General features: G+C 73.5%; 12 protein-coding genes. 5 read left to right on the top strand and 7 right to left on the bottom strand.

What is annotated here, in order from left to right:
- Positions 1 to 9: 9 nt before the first annotated feature.
- Positions 10 to 1,119 (bottom strand): FAD-dependent oxidoreductase, encoded by a 1,110-nt coding sequence (locus ABZ565_RS13315; RefSeq protein ID WP_361024677.1) that lies wholly within the window; start codon positions 1,117 to 1,119, stop codon positions 10 to 12.
- A 150-nt stretch (positions 1,120 to 1,269) separates the two neighbouring features.
- On the opposite strand from ABZ565_RS13315, the gene ABZ565_RS13310 reads away from it, so the two are divergent.
- The 5 genes from ABZ565_RS13310 (at position 1,270) to ABZ565_RS13290 (ending at position 10,021) form a co-directional block, all read left to right on the top strand.
- A complete protein-coding gene (locus ABZ565_RS13310) occupies positions 1,270 to 1,674 on the top strand; it encodes a globin (RefSeq protein ID WP_361024674.1) in 405 nt (134 codons plus the stop codon).
- A gap of 172 nt (positions 1,675 to 1,846) precedes the next feature.
- The gene (locus ABZ565_RS13305) at positions 1,847 to 5,170 is read left to right on the top strand and encodes an FtsX-like permease family protein (RefSeq protein WP_361024671.1); all 3,324 of its coding nucleotides are present in this window, start codon (positions 1,847 to 1,849) and stop codon (positions 5,168 to 5,170) included.
- A 1-nt stretch (position 5,171) separates the two neighbouring features.
- Positions 5,172 to 7,970, top strand: a complete 2,799-nt coding sequence (locus ABZ565_RS13300; protein ID WP_361024668.1) for an FtsX-like permease family protein — start codon at positions 5,172 to 5,174, stop codon at positions 7,968 to 7,970.
- Complete coding sequence (locus tag ABZ565_RS13295; protein WP_361024665.1) at positions 7,967 to 8,929, top strand: ABC transporter ATP-binding protein; 963 nt, start codon at positions 7,967 to 7,969, stop codon at positions 8,927 to 8,929. The genes ABZ565_RS13300 and ABZ565_RS13295 overlap by 4 nt, the downstream gene beginning before the upstream one ends.
- Positions 8,930 to 8,971: 42 nt before the next feature.
- Positions 8,972 to 10,021: a DUF2804 domain-containing protein gene (locus ABZ565_RS13290; protein ID WP_361024662.1), complete on the top strand. Its 1,050-nt coding sequence runs from the start codon at positions 8,972 to 8,974 to the stop codon at positions 10,019 to 10,021.
- A gap of 8 nt (positions 10,022 to 10,029) precedes the next feature.
- Here ABZ565_RS13290 and ABZ565_RS13285 read toward each other — a convergent pair whose 3' ends face one another.
- From ABZ565_RS13285 to ABZ565_RS13260, 6 genes are all read right to left on the bottom strand, one after another.
- Complete coding sequence (locus tag ABZ565_RS13285; RefSeq protein ID WP_361024660.1) at positions 10,030 to 10,716, bottom strand: hypothetical protein; 687 nt, start codon at positions 10,714 to 10,716, stop codon at positions 10,030 to 10,032.
- Positions 10,713 to 11,135, bottom strand: a complete 423-nt coding sequence (locus ABZ565_RS13280; protein WP_361024657.1) for a thioesterase family protein — start codon at positions 11,133 to 11,135, stop codon at positions 10,713 to 10,715. Before ABZ565_RS13280 ends, ABZ565_RS13285 begins: the two co-directional genes overlap by 4 nt.
- A gap of 5 nt (positions 11,136 to 11,140) precedes the next feature.
- Entirely contained in the window at positions 11,141 to 12,805 is a 1,665-nt protein-coding gene (ettA, locus tag ABZ565_RS13275; RefSeq protein WP_361024654.1) for an energy-dependent translational throttle protein EttA, read from the bottom strand.
- Positions 12,806 to 13,021: 216 nt separating this feature from the next.
- The gene (locus tag ABZ565_RS13270; protein WP_361024651.1) at positions 13,022 to 13,543 is read right to left on the bottom strand and encodes a hypothetical protein; all 522 of its coding nucleotides are present in this window, start codon (positions 13,541 to 13,543) and stop codon (positions 13,022 to 13,024) included.
- 316 nt (positions 13,544 to 13,859) lie between these two features.
- Positions 13,860 to 15,329 carry a Cys-Gln thioester bond-forming surface protein gene (locus ABZ565_RS13265; RefSeq protein WP_361024648.1) on the bottom strand — a complete coding sequence of 490 codons (1,470 nt, stop codon included), beginning with the start codon at positions 15,327 to 15,329 and terminating at the stop codon, positions 13,860 to 13,862.
- A gap of 214 nt (positions 15,330 to 15,543) precedes the next feature.
- Complete coding sequence (locus ABZ565_RS13260) at positions 15,544 to 16,149, bottom strand: single-stranded DNA-binding protein (protein WP_361024645.1); 606 nt, start codon at positions 16,147 to 16,149, stop codon at positions 15,544 to 15,546.
- Between the last annotated feature and the right edge of the window lie 55 nt (positions 16,150 to 16,204).

Below are 16,204 nucleotides of genomic sequence, written 5' to 3'. Positions count from 1 at the left end.
GACCGCCGCTCAGCGCACGATGCCGAAGAGGTCCGCGAAGCGCCCGGTGAACAGGTCCTTGCCCTTGTACGCGCTGACCTCCTCCGCCGGCAGCAGCACCGGCCCGCCCGGCGAGGGCACCTGGCCCACCCCTCCGCCGGGCCCGAGCGGGAGCAGCGCGGACGGGACGGGGGACGGCAGGTAGACGGCCGCCGGCTCCTCCCCGCGCACCTGGGCGAGGATGTTGGCCGCGACCACCTCGGCGTGCTTCATGGCGTACGCGGCCATCTTGGCCTCGGCCAGGTCGGTGAGGTCACCGAGGGCGTAGATGTGCCGGTGCCCCGTGACGTTGAGCCGTTCGTCCACCGGCACCCGGCCCTGCGCGTCGCGGACGGCGACCCGGCCGTCGGCGAGGTAGTCGCCGTTGGAGCGCACGCCGTAGCAGCGGAACCAGAGGTCGGCCGCGATGTGCTCGCCGCCGTCGGTCGTGACCGTGAACGGGCCGAGCCGCCCCGGGGCGGCCGGCGGCTCGCCGGTGAGCGCGGTGGAGAGCCGCAGCTCCACGCCGAGCGCGTCCAGCTGGCGCAGCAGCTCCTCGCGGACCTCGGGCAGGAAGCCCGGCAGCAGCTCGTCGGCCGGGTCGGTGATGATCACGTGCTTCTCGGGCCAGACGGCCTTGATCTCGCCGGACAGTTCGAGGCCTACCGGTCCGGCGCCGGTGATCAGGACCCGCTCGGCGCCGGCCAGCTCCCGGTGCGCCTCCCTGATCCGGGCCAGCGCGTCACCGGCCAGGTCGGTGTCGGTCTTGGCCGGGAAGGGGTAGTCGGACCCGGAGGCGAGCACCAGGTAGTCGGCGGCGACGCGCTCGCCGCCTGCCAGGGTGACCCCGCCGGGGTCCACGGCGACGGCCCGCTCGCGGCGGACGGTGCCGCGCTTCAGCAGCGTGTCGTACGGGAAGAAGATGTTCTCCGCCCAGTCGGGCTGCACCAGCGCCCGCAGGGAGCCCGCCGCGTGGACGAATGCGTCCTTCGGGTCGACCAGCACCACATCGGTTTCCTCGTCGAGCGCCTTCGCGACGGCCGAGCCGCCGTATCCCCCGCCGATGACGACGACGGTGCGCTTCGCATTTCCGTTTGCCATGCCGACCCCAACCCTTGAATGAGTACGAACTTCATTCGTTGTGCGAACCATAGTAGTTCGCACAGCGAACTGACAAGACGGCAAAGGCCGGAAACGAAGAAGATCCCCCGAGCCCGGCCCGGCGCCCGGCGCGTCTGCGACCATGGACGGGTGACTGAGATTCCGCGCGACACGGTGCAGGAGCTGACCTTCTACGAGCAGGTCGGCGGCGAGGAGACCTTCAGGCGCCTGGTCCACCGCTTCTACGAGGGCGTCGCCGAGGACCCGCTGCTGCGGCCGATGTACCCGGAGGAGGACCTCGGGCCGGCCGAGGAGCGGTTCGCGCTGTTCCTCATGCAGTACTGGGGCGGACCGCGCACCTACAGCGACCGGCGCGGGCACCCCCGGCTGCGGATGCGGCACGCGCCGTTCCGGGTGGACCGCGCCGCGCACGACGCCTGGCTGAGCCATATGCGGGTCGCGCTGGACGAGCTGGGTCTCACCCCGGAGCACGAGCGGCAGCTGTGGGACTACCTCACCTACGCGGCTGCCTCGATGGTGAACACCGACGGCTGACACCCGGTCACACATCGCCCACATCCGTGCGGAATCCGGTGCTCCATGGCCGGATACCGGTCACGAATGCATCAAGTTGTACCCGTAAGCGGTTTCCACGGACACAGCCGTCTGAAAGCATCCGGAGCGACACCAGGGGCGGGTGTGCGGCGAGTGGTGACTAGGGGGCCAGGTGACGGGGTTCGTCTTTCTGCGGGTGAGGGCGCACCGGCTCCTCCTCGCGGCGGCCGTACTGGCCGTGCTCCTGACCACCTCGGTCCTGGCCGCGCTCACCGCGTTCTCCGGTTCCGTCGGCGACGCCGCGCTGCGCCACACGCTCACCCACCGCTCCGCCGTCCCCGCCTCGCTGGTGGTCTCCGCGCAGCTCGAACCGGACGAGCGGGAAGCGGCCGACGCGGCGGCGCGCAAGGCCGCCCGGGAGACCTTCGACGGCCTGCCGGTGACCGTACGGAAGCTGGAGGCGTCCGGCCCGTACGCGCTGCCGCGCAGCCTCCAGGACCCGGCCGCCCGGCGCGGTGACCCCGACCTCACGCACTTCGCCTCGCTGGACCGCAGCCGCGTCCGCCTCACCGCCGGACGCATGCCCGCCGCCGGGGCGGGGAAGAGCGGCGCCCCCGTCGAGGTGGCCCTGCCCGCGACCGCCGCCGAGGCGCTGTCGCTGGAGCCCGGCGCCCGGCTGAAGCTCACCGACCGGCTGGGCGGCAAGCCGGTGGACGTCGTGATCACCGGGCTCTACAAGGCCGCCGACCAGGCCGATCCGTACTGGCAGCTGGACGCGCTCGGCGGACGCGGCGTCCGCAAGGTCGTCTTCACCACGTACGGCCCCCTGCTCACCGACCCGGCCGTGCTCGGCTCGGGCCGGACGGCCTCGGGCGAGGCGTCCTGGCTGGCGTCCGCCGACTTCCGCTCGGTCACCACGGACCGGATGGAGGCGCTGCGCGACGCGGCGGTCACCGGCCCGAAGAAGCTGCTGGCCGCCCCCGGGTTCAAGGACGGCGGCACCGCGCGGACCTCGCTGCCCACCGTCCTGGAGCAGATCGACCGCGCCCTGCTGGTCTCCCGCTCGACGCTGACGATCGTGGCCGTGCAGCTGGTCCTGCTCGCCGGATACGCCCTGCTCCTGGTGGCCCGGCTGCTCAGCAGCGAGCGCGCCGGCGAGACAGAACTGCTGCGGGCGCGCGGGGGTTCGCGGGCCCGGATCACCTGGCTCGCCTCCGTCGAGGCGCTGCTCCTCGCGCTGCCCGCGGCCGTCGTCGCGCCCCTGCTCTCCGGCCCGCTGACCCGGCTCCTGGCGGACCGCAGCGAGCTCTCCCGGATCGGGCTCCGCCTGGACACCGGAGTCACAGGACAGGTCTGGCTGGTCGCCGCCGTCACCGCGCTGGCCTGCGCGCTCGCCGTCGTGGCGCCCGCCCTGGCGGCCGGCGGCGGGGGCCGGCGCACCACGCGTTCCGCCGCGCTGCCGGGTCCGGTGCGCGCGGGCGCCGACCTCGCGCTGCTGCTCGTCGCGGCGGTGGCGTACTGGCAGCTGGACCGGCAGACGAAGGGCTCGGGAAGCGGCGCCCTCAGCGGGGACCGCTCGGGCGGGCTCGGGATCGACCCGCTGCTCGTGGCCGCGCCCGCGCTGGGCCTGCTCGCCGGCACCGTACTGACGCTGCGTCTGCTGCCGCCCGCCGCCAGGCTCGCGGAGCGGCGCGCGTCCGGCGGGCGGGGGCTGGCGACCGCGCTGGCCGGCTGGCAGTTCAGCCGCCGGCCGCTGCGGGGCGCCGGGCCCGTGCTGCTGCTGGTCCTCTCCGTGGCGATGGGCATGCTGGCGATCGGGCAGAGCGCGTCGTGGAACCGCTCGCAGAGCGACCAGGCCGACTTCCGGTCCGGTGCCTCGGTGCGCATGACCGCCGGCGTCAACGCGGACCCGGCGAAGGCGGCGGCGTACGGGCAGCTGCCGGGCGTACGCGAGGCGGCGCCCGCCTTCCGTACGACGGTGGGCCTCTCCGGGGAGCGCACGGCCGAGATCCTGGCCCTGGACACCGCGCACGCCGACGAGCGGATGCTGATGCGCGACGACCTCGGGAACGGCCCGGTGTCGGGGCTCTTCGACACCCTGACCCCGCCGAAGGCCGCCCGCGTCGGGTTGCCGCTGCCGGAGCAGAGCACCCGTCTCCTCTTCGACGTGCGGATATCCGCCGACGGCGCCCCCGGCAAGGTCTCGCCGTCCGGCATGGCCCCCCGGGTCTCCGTCCTCCTGGAGGACCGCTACGGCCTCCCCTACCAGGCCGTCGCCGGGTCCGTCCCGGTCGACGGGAAGGCACACCCGGTCTCCGTCGCCGTGTCGGCCGCCGCCGGGTTCGCCCTCACCGGGATCGAGCTGAGCGGCAAGGAGCCCGTGGACCGCGCGGAGTCGCACCGGCTGGCCGTGAGCGCGCTGCGGACCACCGCCGCCGACGGCACCGAGCGCACCGTCCCGGTCCCCGAAGGCTTCCGCTGGCAGGGCGAGAAGACCGAGGACTCCCTCGTCGACGAACCGAAGCCGGGCGTGCCGCTCACCCCCGCCGCGTCGGCCGCGACCCCCCTCTCCGTCGGCTACTCCACCGGATCGGTCACCGCCGAGGACGCGGCGTACGCGGTTCCGGCGGTCGGGGTCCGAGTCACCGCGGCCCGCCCCGCTGCGCCGGCCCTGAACGTCGTGGCCACGGACGCGTACCTCAAGGCGACGGGCGCGAGGACCGGCCAGAAGACCGACGTGACCCTGGCCGGCGAGACGGTGCAGGTGACGATCACCCGGACCGTGCACCGGCTGCCCACCACCGGACCCGGCTCGGGTTCCTCCTCGGCGTCGGGCGAGTCCCAGCGGGCCAGGGACGGCGGAGCGCTCCTGCTGGACCTGCGCTCCCTCGGCGAGGTCTTCGCCGCCCGCCCGGCCGCCCGGCTGACCGCCACGGAGTGGTGGCTGAGCACCGAGCCCGGCCGGACGGCGGAGGTGGCCGCGGCGCTGCGTGCGCAGCCGGACACCGACCCCGCCCAGGTCCAGGTGCGCGACGAGATCGCCGACGAGCTGGTCACCGACCCGCTGGGCGCGGGCCCGCAGTCCGCGCTGCTCGCCGTCGCGGTGATCGCCGCCGCGCTGGCCGCGGTCGGCTTCGCGGTGGCCGCGGTCGGCTCGCAGCGGGAACGGTCCGCCGAGTTCGCCGTGCTGCGGGCGCTGGGCACCCCGCGCCGTCAGCTCGCCCGGATGACCGCCGCCGAACAGGGCGTCCTGATCGCGATCGCGCTGCTGGTCGGGGCCCTGCTCGGGGCCCTGCTGACCCGGGCGGTCGTGCCGTTGATCGTGCTGACCGGGCAGGCGGCCCAGCCGGTGCCGCCGGTCCTGGTGCGGCTGCCGCCCGGACAGGTCGCCGCGCTGCTGGCCGGAGTCGCCGCGCTGCCCCTGCTCATCGTCGCCGTTCTGGCCCTCCGCCGCGCCGACCCCGCGACCTCGCTGCGCACCCAGGGGGACAACTGACATGAGTGCCCGCCCCGCGACCCCCTGCGCCCCCTGGGTGCGCACCAGGCTGCGCACCGCACCCGGCACCGCCTGCGCGTTCGCGCTGCTGGTGCTGGTGACCGCGTTCCTCGCCGCCGCCTTCCCCCGTTCCGTCGACTCGTACGAGACGAAGGGGCTGCGCCACGATCTCGGCGCGGCGACCCCGGCGCGCAGCGTGCTTCAGCTGAGCGGTCCCCAGCCCGGCCTCGAACTGCGCCCGGCGGCGCGCGAGCGCGCGGTGCGCCAGGAGTCGATGGCCTCCATCCAGGGCCAGATCCTGAAGCGGCTTCCCGCTCCGCTGCGCGCCGACACCGCCGAGTCGGCCTACGGGGTGCGCACCTCGACGCCGATCGCGGCCCGGGAGCCGTGGTTCCCGCGCCCGTACGGCCTGGATCCGACGCTGACGTACGTCACCCAGTCCGGTCTGTCCGGCCACGCCACCCTGCGCACCGGCAGCTGGCCGGCCACGCACGGCCAGGTGTCCCTGACCACCAGGGAGGTCGAGGCCGCCGTCACCGAGGAGACCGCGAAGGCGCTGCGCATCGAGGCGGGTGCGACGATCGCCGTCCCCACCCGGGCCGGTGACACCCTGACCGTACGGATCACCGGCATCGTCGCCCCCAAGGACCCGGAGGGTTCCTACTGGTCGGCCGAGCCGCTGCTGCGGACGCCCTCCTTGGTGGCCCGGCCCACCAAGGAGACCCCGCGCTACTACTGGATCGCCGCGCTGCTGCTGCCGCCGGACGCCGCGCCCGCGCTGCTCTCCACCGCCGGGCAGCCCGAGCTGTACTGGCGGATCGCCCCGGACGTCTCGCGCCTCACCGCGCTGGACGTGCCGGAGCTGCGGACCTCGGTGGCGTCGCTGGAGGGCGGTCCGGGGCTGCTGGCCATGCGCGATGCGGCCGGTGCCACGGTGACCATGGCGACGGACCTGGACGAGATCCTGACGGGGTACGACGGGATGCGGTCCGCGATCCAGCCGGTCGTCACCGTCGCCGCCGTCGGCATCGGCGCGGTCGCCGTCGTCGTCCTCCTGATGACGGGCGGGCTCCTGGCCGGCCGCAGACACGCCGAGATCGCCCTGCTGCGGGCCCGGGGCGGCTCCCTGCGGGGCATCGGAGGCCGGCTCCTCGCCGAGACCGCGGTCACCGCCGTGCCCGCCGGGGTGCTGGGGCTGCTGCTCGCCGTGCTCGCCGTGGGCGAGGCCCGGCTGTGGCCCGCGGCGGCCGGCGCGGGCGCGGTCGTCGCGCTGGTCTGCGTCGCGCTCCCGCTGCGCACGGCCCTGCGGCACCGCACCCCGCAGACTCACATCGGCCGGGACGACCTGGCGACCGCCCGCCCGTCCCGGCGGCGCACCGTCGCCGAACTCACCCTGCTCGTCCTGGCCGTCGGCGCGGTCGCCGCGCTGCGCCGGCGCGGCACGGACGCCGAGGGCGGCACCGACCTGCTGGTCAGCGCCGCGCCGGTGCTGGTCGGGCTGATCGCCGCGGTGGTGCTGGTCCGGCTCTACCCGCTGCCGCTGCGCCTGGCCCTGCGGTCCGTGTCCCGGCTGCGCGGCGCGGTCGGCTTCCTGTCGCTGGCCCGGGCCGGCCGCACCTCGGCCGCCGGCACCCTGCCGCTGCTCGCCCTGCTGGTCGCGCTGACCACGGCCGCGTTCGGTGGTTCGGTGCTGGCGGGGGTCGCGGACGCCCGCGACGACGCCGCCGTCCGGGCCACCGGCGCGGACGCCCGGGTGACCGGCGAGGCCGACTCCGTACCGCTGTCGGCCGGTCTGGTCCGCGCGGTGGAGAAGGCCGAGGGGGTACGGGGTTCGGTCCGGGTCCAGGTCGAGTACGGGGTGGCCCTGCCGGCCGCGGGCAACGGCGCCCAGGACGCCAAGGGCACGACCCTGATCGGCGTCGACCCCGCCGCGTACGCCGCGCTGGCCCGCTCCACCGGGCTCGGCGCGTTCTCCGCCGACCGGCTGCGGGCGCAGGGTGCGGCGGTCCGCGAGGGGACGCGGCCGGACGAGGACCGGGTCGTGCCGGCCCTCGTCTCGCCGTCCGTCGCCGAACGCCTCGGCGACCGGCCGCTGGGCCTCCGGTCGCTGGCCGGGAACTTCAGGGTGAAGGCCGCCGCCACGGTCACGCGTACGCCCGCTGTGGACGGCAGCTCCTTCATCGTCGTGGACGCCGCCGCGTTCACCCACCGGCAGACCACGGCGCTGCTGCTGACCGGCTCCGGCCTGGACGCGAAGGAACTGCGCGCGGCGGCGCGGCACTCGGACGAGAAGGTCGCCGTACAGCTGCGCTCCGAGGAGCGGGCCACGTACGTCGACACCCCGATGCAGTCGGGGGCGGAGCGGATCTATCTGGCGGCGATCATCGCCGGTGCCGGATACGCCCTGCTCGCCGTCCTGCTGTCGCTGCTCCAGACCGCGCCGGAGCGCACCACGCTGCTGGCCCGGCTGCGCACCATGGGCCTGACCTCCCGCCAGGGCGGCCGGCTCCTGGGCTTCGAGGCCCTGCCGCAGGCGCTGCTGGCGGCCGGCGGCGGGCTCCTGGTCGGCTGGGCGACGATCGCCCTGCTGGCCCCGGGGGTCGACCTCGTACGCCTGGCACTCTCGTCCGGCCCCGGTACCGGCCTGCTGGACACCGCACCGCTGCGCACCGATCCGTGGTCGCTGGTCCTCCCGGCGCTCGGTGTCATCGTGCTGACCGGGGCGGTGGCCGGTGTGCAGGCGTGGTGGGCCGGCCGCCGCGGATCGATCACCGAACTCAGGGCAGGAGACTCCCGATGACGACGCCGTCGACCGATTCCACGCTGGCGGAGCTCGAACAGCGGGCCACCGCCCGGCGCGACCGGCCCTCCTACGGGCACGACGCGCTGATCGCCTGCGACCGGCTGGTACGCATCTTCACCACGGACGGGGTGGAGGTGCAGGCCCTCCAGGGGCTCGATCTGCTGGTGGAGGAAGGCGAGTTGCTGGCGCTGGTCGGCGCGTCCGGCAGCGGCAAGTCCACACTGATGAACATCCTGGCGGGCCTGGACGAGCCGACGGCCGGGGCCGCGAAGGTGGCGGGCTGCGACCTGCTGTCCATGGGGCAGAAGGAGCGTCTCCGCTACCGCCGGGACGTCGTCGGCTTCGTCTGGCAGCAGACCGCCCGCAACCTGCTGCCGTATCTGACGGCGATCCAGAACATCACCCTGCCCATGCAGCTGCGCGGCCGGGGCCGCAACCGCGAACGGGCCGCGCGCGCCGAGGCGCTGCTGAAGATGCTGGAGGTCGAGGACTGCCGCGACCGCCGCCCGCAGCAGATGTCGGGCGGCCAGCAGCAGCGGGTGGCCATCGCCGTCTCGCTCGCCAACTCCCCCTCGGTGCTGCTCGCCGACGAGCCGACCGGCGAACTCGACTCGGCCACCGGTGAGCAGGTCTTCGCCGCGTTCCGCCGCGCCAACGAGGAGCTGGGCACGACCATCGTGATCGTCACCCACGACCAGGCGGTCGCCGACGAGGTACGCCGTACGGTCGCGATCCGCGACGGCCGGACGTCCTTCGAGGTGCTGCGCCGCACCGAGGTCGACGCGGCGACCGGCCAGGAGTCCCAGGTCGCCCGCGAGTACGCGATGCTCGACCGCGCCGGCCGGCTCCAGCTGCCCGCCGATTACACCGAAGCGCTGGGCATGGAGCACCGGGTGATGCTGGAGCTGGAGCAGGACCACATCGGGGTGTGGCCGGACGGCCCGAAGGGCGGGTGACCGGCGCCGGAACGCCGTGTGACCGGCCGTTAGGATCCGGCCATGACGACGTTCGAACGCGAGATCACCGAGCCGGTCGACCTGTGCCTGCCCGACGGCCGCCTCGACCCGGCGGCGGTCGGCTGGTCGCGGACCCCGCTGCACCGCGCCAATCTGCGCGGCTGGGGGCGGACGAAGCGGTGGGAGTACTGGTGTGTGACGACGCCCACCCACCTGGTGGCGCTGACCGTCAGCGACCTGGACTTCCTCGCCCTGAACAGCGTCTACCTCCTCGAGTACGCGCCCGGCGGCCTTGAGCTGGAGCGCACGGCGATCGTCCCGGGCGGTCTCGGCGTCGGCCTCCCCGACACGGTGGCGGGCTCCCCCGGCGCCCCGGACGTGGTGACGGGCCCGGCGCGCCCGACCGGCGGCAAGGTGCGCGTGGAGATCCGCGACGAGCCCGGCGGCACCCGGCTGCGGGCGCGCTGCCTGACCCCGGAGCGGGTGCCGGTGGAGGTGGACCTCCTGGTGGCCCGTCCGGAGGGCCACGAATCGCTCTCCGTGGTCGTGCCGTGGGACAGCCGGCGCTTCCAGTACACCTCCAAGCAGACCGCCCTGCCCGCCTCCGGCCGGGTCAGGGTCGGGGGCGAGTTCCTGGACTTCGACGGGGACGACACCTGGGCCGTCCTGGACCACGGCCGGGGCCGCTGGCCGCGTACGGTCCACTGGAACTGGGGCGCCGCGTCCGGCCGCACCGACGGGCACACCCTGGGCGTCCAGCTCGGCGGGCAGTGGACCCTGGGCACCGGCTCCACGGAGAACGCGCTCTGCGTGGACGGCCGGCTCAGCAAGATCGGCGAGGAGCTGGACTGGCGCTGGTCCGCCACGGAACCGCTCCGCCCGTGGACGGTCCGCACCCCGCTGACCGGCCAGGTCGACCTGACGTTCACCCCGTTCCACAACCGGCGCGTCCGCACCGAGGCGGGGGTGCTGGCCAATCGCACCGACCAGTTGTTCGGACACTACGACGGCACGGTCCGCGCGGACGACGGAACGCGGATCGCGGTGGAGCGCCTGCTGGGGTGGGCGGAGGACGTGCGGATGCGGTGGTGAGCGGGCTTTCAGCCGGTTACGGACACCGCGAGGTTCCCCAGGCCGCCCGTCGCGCCGGCCCGGCGCAGGGCGACGGAACCGTACGGGGTGCGCAGGCGCAGCCAGCTGCCGGCCGTCAGGAGGGCGACCGGGAAGGCGGGGTCGGCGCGCAGGAAGCCGAGGGACTGCGCGGCGTGCACCGCGCGGAGCGGGAGTCCGGTGTCCTCGAGGGTGCGCGACCAGATGTCGTGGCCGATGCGGTCCCGCTCGGCGCGGGTGCGCCGGTCCTCGGGCAGGGCCTCGTCGCGGGCCCGGAATTCGGTGACGGCGGCGGTGAGCGCGGTGCGCAGGGCGGCGGGCCCGGGCAGCCCGGGCCGCTCCCGCCAGCCGCCGCGCGGCGGGAGGACACCGGCCCAGGGCGGGCCGGTGACCGGGGCGGGCAGGGCGGCGGCGTCCGGCCCTTCGTCCGGCAGGGCTTCCAGGAGGTCGCCGGCCGACACGGTGACGTCGAAGTCGCGCGCGTCGGCGAGCCGGGCGGTGCGGATCGCCAGCACGTCGAAGGACGGGGGCCGGCCGAACACGGCGAGCGCGCCGCCGCCCGCCTGGAGGCGTACGGCGGCGGCGCGGTCGTAGTGGAGCAGCCGCCCGAGGAAGGCGCCGAGATCGGCGGCCTCCCTCGCGTCGGCGAACCGCAGCGGCTGTACGGACACGGTCATACCGCGGCGGGCTCCTCGGCCAGGTACTCCTGGAGGAACCGCTTCTCCTCCGGGGAGATGCGCCGGGGGCGCTCCTCGGCCAGGTTGTACGGCACGACGACGGTCGAGGCGCGTACGTACACCTGGTCCGGGTCCTTGATCTCGTAGGCGATCGTCAGGGACGCGGCGCCTATCTTCGTGACCCACGACTCGACGGTCACCGGCCGGTGCCGGTGGACCAGGGGCCGCACGTAGTCGATCTCGTGCCGCGCCACGACGGAGCCGCCCGCGAAGGACGGCGAGCCGTCCCCCGGCGCCAGCCGGAACATGAAGTCGATCCGCGCCTCCTCCAGATAGCGGAGGAAGACCACGTTGTTGACGTGGCCGAAGGCGTCCATGTCCGACCAGCGCAGCGGGCAGCTGTAGATGTGACGAGCCAAGACGATCAGCCTCGCGTGAGCTTCTTGTACGTGGCACGGTGCGGGCGGGCCGCGTCCGCGCCGAGGCGGTCGATCTTGTTCTTCTCGTACGACTCGAAGTTGCCCTCGAACCAGTACCACTTGGAGTCGCCCTCGTACGCCAGGATGTGCGTGGCGACGCGGTCCAGGAACCAGCGGTCGTGGGAGATGACCACGGCCGCGCCCGGGAATTCGAGCAGGGCGTTCTCCAGCGAGGACAGGGTCTCGACGTCGAGGTCGTTGGTGGGCTCGTCGAGGAGCAGCAGGTTGCCGCCCTCCTTGAGCGTCAGCGCCAGGTTGAGGCGGTTGCGCTCACCACCGGAGAGCACACCGGCCGGCTTCTGCTGGTCCGGGCCCTTGAAGCCGAACGCGGAGACGTAAGCCCGCGAGGGCATCTCGACCTGGCCGACGTTGATGTAGTCCAGCTCGTCCGAGACGACGGCCCAGAGGGTCTTCTTCGGGTCGATGTTGGCGCGGGACTGGTCGACGTAGCTGATCTTGACCGTGTCGCCGACCTTGATGGAGCCGCTGTCCGGCGTCTCCAGACCCTGGATCATCTTGAACAGCGTGGTCTTGCCGGCGCCGTTCGGACCGATGACGCCGACGATGCCGTTGCGCGGCAGCGTGAACGACAGGTCGTCGATGAGGACCTTGTCGCCGAACGCCTTCGACAGGTTCTCGACCTCGACCACGATGGAACCGAGGCGCGGCCCCGGCGGGATCTGGATCTCCTCGAAGTCCAGCTTCCGCATCTTGTCCGCCTCGGCGGCCATCTCCTCGTACCGGGCGAGACGGGCCTTGGACTTGGTCTGGCGCCCCTTGGCGTTGGACCGCACCCACTCCAGCTCTTCCTTGAGCCGCTTCTGGCGCTTCTCGTCCTTGCGGCCCTCGACCTTGAGGCGGGCGGCCTTCTTGTCGAGGTACGTGGAGTAGTTGCCCTCGTACGGGAGCGCGCGGCCGCGGTCCAGTTCGAGGATCCACTCGGCGACGTTGTTGAGGAAGTAGCGGTCGTGGGTGACGGCCACGACGGCGCCCGCGTACTTGGAGAGGTGCTGCTCCAGCCAGTTCACCGACTCGGCGTCGAGGTGGTTGGTGGGCTCGTCGAGGAGCAGCAGGTCGGGCGCCTCGATGAGGAGCTTGCAGAGCGCGACGCGGCGCTTCTCGCCACCGGAGAGGTTCACGACGGGCCAGTCGCCGGGCGGGCAGCCCAGGGCGTCCATGGCCTGCTCCAGCTGGGCGTCCAGGTCCCACGCGTTGGCGTGGTCCAGGTCCTCCTGGAGCTTGCCCATCTCGTCCATGAGCGCGTCGGAGTAGTCGGTCGCCATCAGCTCGGCGACCTCGTTGAAGCGCTTGAGCTTGCCCATGATCTCGGCGGCGCCGTCCTGGACGTTCTCCAGGACCGTCTTGTTCTCGTCCAGCTCCGGCTCCTGCATGAGGATGCCGACGCTGAAGCCGGGCGACAGGAACGCGTCACCGTTGGACGGCTGCTCCAGGCCCGCCATGATCTTCAGCACCGTGGACTTACCGGCGCCGTTGGGCCCCACGACACCGATCTTCGCGCCGGGCAGGAAGTTCAGGTTGACGTCATCGAGAATCACCTTGTCGCCGTGCGCTTTGCGCGTCTTGCGCATGGTGTAGATGTACTCAGCCAAGAGAAACCGTCCGGCAATCGATGTGTGGGCAGATACACCCCATCTTGCCTGACGGCCGCCTCTTGACGGAAACCCGTATCGATCGGTGGCCCTGACCTGGGCCCGCGCGTGCCGGGTGGCCGAGCTGCCACCGGCTGTCATGCCCGGCCGTTCCCGGGCCGTGCGCGCACGGCCCGGGGCCCGGGAACGACTGCCGGGCCGTGCGCCGGCCGCCCCTCAGCCGACCTGCTGCGGTGTCCAGTAGTGCGGCTCGATGGGGGCCCGCCGCACCACGATCCGGCCGGTGACGCCGGGATCGTCGACCAGCTTCCCCCAGGAGCCGGATCCGTCGCTGGGGGTGTGCTCGATGTCGGCCCACACGACGCTGCCGGGTCCGGCGGAGCCGACGGAGACGGTCCACTCGGCGTACCTGCCGGCACACTCGTTGGCCACCACTCGGTAATTGTCGTTCAGGCTCAGACAGGTGCGGGGGCCCGAGCCCACCGTGGAGACCTCCATCGTCCCGTTGGGGCGCAGCCGTACCTGCCATTTCGCCGAGGTGTTCGCGTTGTCCGCGCAGTCACCCAGGGACACCGCGCCCCTGTTCCCGCCCGGCTTGGGGTAGGTCAGACACGTGCCGTCCTGGAGGGCCGCGAACCGGTAGACCCCGTCGACGAGCGGGGCCGCGTGGGCGGGTTGCGCGAGTACCGCGGTGGACGCGGCCGCGGCGGCCATGACAGCGATGACGCGTGAACGCATGGGATCGGACTCCTCGAACAGCCTCGGCCGCGCCGTTCGCACGGCACGGACCAGGTCGACGCACACTCCGCCGGAGCCGGCGGCGGCACCGATCCTGGAGCACCGGCCGGCCCGGCGGCCCCCCGCGATGCCGGCTGTCACCCGCCTGGCTGAGCCGTATCACCCGGTGGCGTCGCGGACCATGGCACGGCCTCTCGGGTGCGGACGCGTCCTTCGGGCTCCCGGCCCGCGGCGCTCCGGACACGTCACGGCCCCGGCCGGCCGAAGCCGTACCGGGGCCGTGATCAGGGCGAGGCGGTCGTGCACCCGTCCTTCGTTACTTGCCCGCGGTCTGTCCCCTGCGGCTGCGGAGGAAGAAGACCGCGCCGCCGCCGAGGACGACCAGGGCGATGGCGACGCCCGCGATCATCGGGGTGGCGCTGGAGCTGCCGGTCTCGGCGAGGTTGGTGTCGTCGCCGCCCGAGGTGCTGCCGCCGGCCGTGGCGGTGGTCGGGGTGGGCTCGTCACCGCCGGTCTGGGTGTCCGTGCCACCGGTGCTGCTGCCACCGGTGCCGCTGCTGGTGGTCTTGCAGTCCAGGACGCCCTTGAAGGTCTTGGAGAAGCCGCCGGGGCCGGTGACCGTGATGTCGTACGCCTGGTCCTCGGCGACGGGCACGGTGACGGTCACGGTCTTGCCGGCCTCGACGGTGTTCTCCTTGCCGTCGAGCTCGAAGGTGAACGCCTCGTCACCCTTGTTGCCGACGGTGATGTCGACGCCGCCCTTGTCGCAGTTCTTCTCGGCGGTGGCCGTCGGGATCGGGCCCTGCTTGGCCCAGGTGCCGGTGGCGGTCGCGGAGACCGTCGACTCGCTGGAGCCGGCCAGGATCTGGGTCTGGCTCTTGGTGACCCCGGCGAAGGCGCGGCCGACCGGGACGGAGGTGGCGGCCTGGACGGTCAGCGAGGCGGTGCCCTCCTCGGAGCCGGCGGGCACGTCGAAGTAGAGCTGGTCGCCGTCGGACGCCGTGGTGACGGGCTTGCCCGCCTTGTCGGTGACCTTCACACCGCTGGCGAGGTCCGCCGGCGGGGTCACCGTGGCCTGGCCGGCGTTGGTGCGGACCGTGACCGGGCCGACGCGCTCACCGGAGCGGCCGGAGACCGCGACCGGGTCGAGCGCCAGGGACGCCTTGGGCTCGGCGGTGACGGTGGCCGACTTCTCCAGCCAGTCCGCGAGCTTCTCCGCCTGCTCGTCGGCGGCGGTGACGTCGACGTGGTCGGAGAACCGCCAGATCGCGACCTGGGTGCCGGCCGCCGCGGTCTTCTCGGTGAGCGTGCCGGTGCCGGCCGCCTTGGCGAGCTCCGAGAGGTTGTCGACCTGGGGGTACGAGTGCTGCAGGACCCAGAGGATCTTGCCGGCGTCCTTGTTGCCGCCGAGCGAGGTCTGGTCCCAGGGGGTCTCCAGGTACTTCGCCCGGTCCTGGGTGTGGTTGTGGATGTCGATGCAGTACGTCTTGAGCTTGCCGCCGCCGTCGACGTTCATCTCGAACAGGCCCGCGGACACCTTGTCCTGCTTGCCGCCGTCGTGGACGTAGGCGGTGTCGTAGGTCTTCAGTCCGTCCAGTACAGCGGTGGCCCCGCCCTGGTGCGCGGGCACCTCGTCGGCCGTCGCGGTGCCGGCGCCGACGAGGGCTCCGGCCACGACCAGGCCGGACGCCATCGCGGAAGCGGTCAGCCGGGCTATGCGCCCGCGCCGTGCGGTCGGGGCCGTTGCCCTGGATGACGAAGCGGTCGCTGAAGAAGCAGAAAACACTTATTTCCCCTCCGGGCGAGACCCTCGCGCCCGGTACGCGTGTGGGGATTGTCCCGCCTGCTACTCAAGTGCCTTGTGAGTACGGGGAGATCCTATGGAGCGAGCCAAGGACAGTCCCCCGTCATACCATCCGACAACCATTCCGAATCGCAATCGTTATCACGGGTAACTTCCGCCCCTCGTGCGGCCGACGGCCGACCGGCACGTTTCGTCGTCACGCGGTCACCAGATCGGATCCGGTCTTCTCCGGTGCGCCGCCGCTCTTCTGACGCCCCGTCCGCCGCCGCCCCGCCGGCCGCTCCACCGCAGACCCCCCGGCCCCGCCCGGCTCCGCGCCGCCCTCGCCCACCTCCTCGCCCCCGCCGCCTCCGGCGCGCTCCTCCGGCGCCTCCGGCACCGCCCACGGATCGGGCCCCGCCGCCACCGGCGCAGGGCCGTACCTCGACGTCAGCCCCGGCTCGCCCCTGACCACCCGGCGGAACGCTGCCGTGCCCCGGGTCAGGTCGTGCCCCACCGCCACCGCCTCGATGTCCACGAAGGTCCGTCGCTGCCCCTCCAACTCCTCCTCGCGCACCTTCAGCCTGCCGTGCACCACCAGTGGCTCCCCCACCGCGACCGAACCCGTCAGATTCGCGGCCAGCGTGCGCCACGCCCACACGGTGTAGAAGCTCGTGTGCCCGTCGGCCCAGGCCTCCTTCACCCGGTCCCACCGCCGGGGCGTCACCGCGAACCTGAAGCGGGCCATCCCGCCGTTCGCCGTCTCCCGGAACTCCACCGCCGTCGCCGCGTTGCCCACCAGCGTCACCAGGGTCTCGTTCATGACTCCGCCTCCCCTTCACCCGGATCCCGTGGCCGCGCCGTGCACGCGGTCACCG

Origin of the sequence: Streptomyces sp. NPDC016469 (genome assembly GCF_040632905.1) — a bacterium.
Lineage (GTDB): Bacteria > Actinomycetota > Actinomycetes > Streptomycetales > Streptomycetaceae > Streptomyces.
The sequence above is the reverse complement of the archived record's forward strand: the minus strand, read 5'-3'. Positions and strand labels throughout refer to the sequence as shown.